Origin of the sequence: Kitasatospora sp. NPDC007106, from assembly GCF_040634455.1 — a bacterium.
In the GTDB taxonomy this organism is placed as follows: Bacteria; Actinomycetota; Actinomycetes; order Streptomycetales; family Streptomycetaceae; genus Kitasatospora; species Kitasatospora arboriphila.
Genome location: NZ_JBEYFP010000666.1, coordinates 1 through 3,270, shown reverse-complemented (window position 1 = coordinate 3,270; position 3,270 = coordinate 1). Strand labels below are relative to the sequence as shown.

General features: G+C 76.8%; 3 protein-coding genes. 1 reads left to right on the top strand and 2 read right to left on the bottom strand.

Going from position 1 to position 3,270, the window contains the following annotated elements:
• Positions 1 to 390 (bottom strand): universal stress protein (locus ABZ641_RS30425; protein ID WP_359986947.1); only part of this gene is annotated, 390 nt, incomplete at its 3' end.
• 407 nt (positions 391 to 797) lie between these two features.
• On the opposite strand from ABZ641_RS30425, the gene ABZ641_RS30420 reads away from it, so the two are divergent.
• A complete protein-coding gene (locus tag ABZ641_RS30420) occupies positions 798 to 2,531 on the top strand; it encodes a GAF domain-containing protein (protein ID WP_359986950.1) in 1,734 nt (577 codons plus the stop codon).
• A gap of 17 nt (positions 2,532 to 2,548) precedes the next feature.
• Here ABZ641_RS30420 and ABZ641_RS30415 read toward each other — a convergent pair whose 3' ends face one another.
• Positions 2,549 to 2,899 (bottom strand): STAS domain-containing protein, encoded by a 351-nt coding sequence (locus ABZ641_RS30415; protein WP_344624252.1) that lies wholly within the window; start codon positions 2,897 to 2,899, stop codon positions 2,549 to 2,551.
• Positions 2,900 to 3,270: the final 371 nt, after the last annotated feature.

The following is a 3,270-nucleotide window of genomic DNA, read 5'->3' as shown; positions in this document are numbered from 1 at the left end:
CGGGACCGGGCGCGCTGCCCGGTCCTGGCAGTACGCGGCGGGCGAGGCGTGCAGCAGCCGGACGAGGCGGCCGTCGCCGTCGCCGACCACGATCAGGTCGCCCGGCCCCGCGGCCGCGACCAGTGCCGGAGCGAGCCGGCCCCGCACCACGGCCGGACGGATCACCAGCCCGGCCGGGTACCCGCCGAGGAGCCTGCCGAAGGACTCGTCCACCCGCCGCCGCGCCGAACGCTCCGCACCCGGACGGGAACGCTGCGCCGGCGCACCCCAGGTGGACACCGCCACCAGGACGGCCTCCCGCCGCGCCGCCTCCCGGACGGCCCGCTCCAGCGCCGCCAGGCTCTCCGGCGACCCGTCCAGACCCACCACCACCCGTACCGCTCCGGCCATGACCGACGCGCCTCCTTCGCCAGCCCCGTGCCTCCAGGGGACGCCCGCCCCGGCCGGCCGGACCTCCGGTTGACGCGATCCTGATGCCGCGGGCCCGTTCCCTGACGGGTCCTTGACGCCCGGCCGCGGCCCGGCCCGGCCGCAGGGGCGCGCGGCGTGTTCGCCGGCGCGCCGGACCGACCGGGCGGGAAGTCACCGACGGCCGCGCGTTCGGCTTCCCCGGCGGGGCAGGCGCCGACATCGTCCGCCTCGACACGCCATCGCCGGCCCCCGGGCGGCGGCAGGGGCGCGCACCGGAGGGACGTCCCGCGGCCACGACCGCCGGACGGCCCGTCCGCGGGCGCGAGGTCTGCAAGAATCGATCCTCCGGTGGCGAAGGGTGAGGAGACCCGGTGGGCGAGGACGCGATGAGGCCGCGGATCCCGCAGTTGAGGCTCGACGAACTGCTGGAGGAACTGCAGGCCCGGATCGACGCCGCCCGCGGCACCCGGGACCGCGTGCACAGTCTGCTGGAGGCCGTGCTCTCGGTCGGCCGCGAGCTCGACCTCACCCATGTGCTGCGGCGGATCGTCGAGGCGGCCGCCGTCCTCGTCGACGCCAAGTACGCGGCACTCGGCGTGATCGGCCCGGACGGCGAGACGCTCTCGCAGTTCCTCACCGTCGGGCTCGGCGAGGACGAGATCGCCGAGATCGGCCCGTACCCGACCGGCAAGGGCATCCTCGGCGAGCTGATCCGCCGGCCCGAGGCGCTCCGGCTGGAGGACCTCGCCGCGCACCCCGCCTCGCACGGCTGCCCCGCGCACCACCCCGTGATGCGGACCTTCCTCGGCGTGCCCGTCCGGGTCCGCGACGAGGTCTTCGGCAACCTCTACCTCACCGACAAGCGCAACGGCGAGGGCTTCGACGCCGACGACGAGTCCGTCATCTCCACCCTCGCGGTGGCCGCCGGGGTCGCCATCGACAACGCGCGGCTCTACGAGGAGGCGCAGCGGCAGCAGCGCTGGCTGGCGGTGAGCGCCGAGATCACCCGCAGCCTGCTCTCCGGCACCTCCCGCGCGCACGTCGTCGAGCTGATCGCCCAGCGCGCGATGGCCATCACCGGCGCCGAACTCGCCGACATGTCCGCCCCGACCGGCGACGGGCAGGCGCTGCGCGTCGAACTCGCCCTCGGCGGCGACACCGCGGCCCGGCTCGGCCGGCTGCTGCCGCTGGAGGGCTCGCTGCCCGGGCGGGCGGTCACCGGCGGCCACCCGGTGACCACGACCGCTCTGGCGGACGACCACCGGCCGACAGCCGGGGCCGGCGTCGGACCCGCCGGCGGCCCGGCCGTCGGACCGACCGGGTACGGCGGCCTCGGCCCGGCCGTCGCCGTCCCGATCGGCCGGCAGGAGGGCGACATCCCGGGCGTGCTGCTGCTCGCCCGGCGGACGGGCGAACCCGCCTTCACGGACCGCGAGATCGGCCCGCTCTCCGGTTTCGCCGACCAGGCCGCACTCGCCCTGGAACTCGCCGAACGCCGCCGCGACGCCGAGCAGTTGGCGATGCTGGAGGACCGCGACCGGATCGCCCGCGACCTCCACGACCTCGCCATCCAGCGGCTGTTCGCGACCGGCATGACCCTGCAGAGCGCCGCCCGGGTGATCGAGCACACCGGCGCCTCAGACCGGGTGCTCCGCGCGGTCGGCGACCTCGACGAGACCATCAAGATCATCCGGTCGACCATCTTCGGCCTCCGTGCCCGCGAGGACTCCCGGCAGGGACTGCGCTCACGGGTGGTCGCCGCGGTGGGGGAGGCGCAGGCCGCCCTCGGCTTCGCCCCGCGGCTCAGCATGGAGGGGCTGCTCGACACCGACGTGCCGCTGCGGCTCGCGGACGAAGTGGTGGCCGTGCTCGGCGAGGCGCTCAGCAACGCGGCCCGGCACGCCAAGGCGGGCCGGGTCGAGGTGGTGCTGCAGGCCGCGGGCGGACAGGTCGTGCTCACCGTGCAGGACGACGGGGTGGGCATCCCCGAGCAGGGGCGGCGCAGCGGACTGCGGAACCTCGCCGAGCGGGCCCACGGCGTCGGAGGGCTCTTCGAACTCTCGGCCCCGCAGGACGGCGGCACCCGCCTGGTCTGGTCGGCGCCGCTCGTCCCTGCCTGACGGGCCCCGGCGCCCGCCTACGCGGTGCGCTCGAACTCGCAGCGCAGTGCCCGGTCGGCGCCCAGCAGCCGGATCACCCGGGACGGCTGCCGAGGGATCCCCTGCAGCACCACCGAGGCGTCCGCGGCGCAGCGGCCGTTCAGCCGCAGGAAGAGGTCCACGCCGGAACTGTCGCAGAAGGTCACCGCCGCGAGGTCGAGCACCAGCTCGCCGCCGCCGCGTTCCAGCAGCGGCAGCAGCCGCGGCTCCAGGCGGCCGGCCGAGTGCAGGTCGAGCTCGCCGCGCAGGGCGACCACCGTGCGGCGGCCGGGGGACTGGCGGCGGACCGAGGCGATGGCGGCCTCGGTGTGCGGTGCGGGAGCGGGCAAGGAGGCCTCCTGGGCGGTGCGGTGCGTACGGTGCTCTGCCGCCGGCCCGGCTCCTCGCAAACCCGGCCGGCAGCAGAGCGGCTGACACTCCATCAGATCCGCGCCCGGCGGGGGAGGGCCGAAGGTCCCGGATGCTGCGGCGGCAACGTCCGGTGCGCGCGGGCAACTTCCCGCGGTACCGGGGCGACTTCCCGAAGCGCGGCGGCAACCTCCGGCGGCGCGGCGGCAACGGAGAGACAGACCCACCTCCTCACCCTCGGAGACCGACATGTCCGCTTCCCCGCACCGCCGTCCCGCCGGCCGCCGCAGGCTCGCCCTCGCCGCGGCCGGCGCGGCGGCCGTCCTCGCCCTGGGGGCCGTGCCGCTCGCCC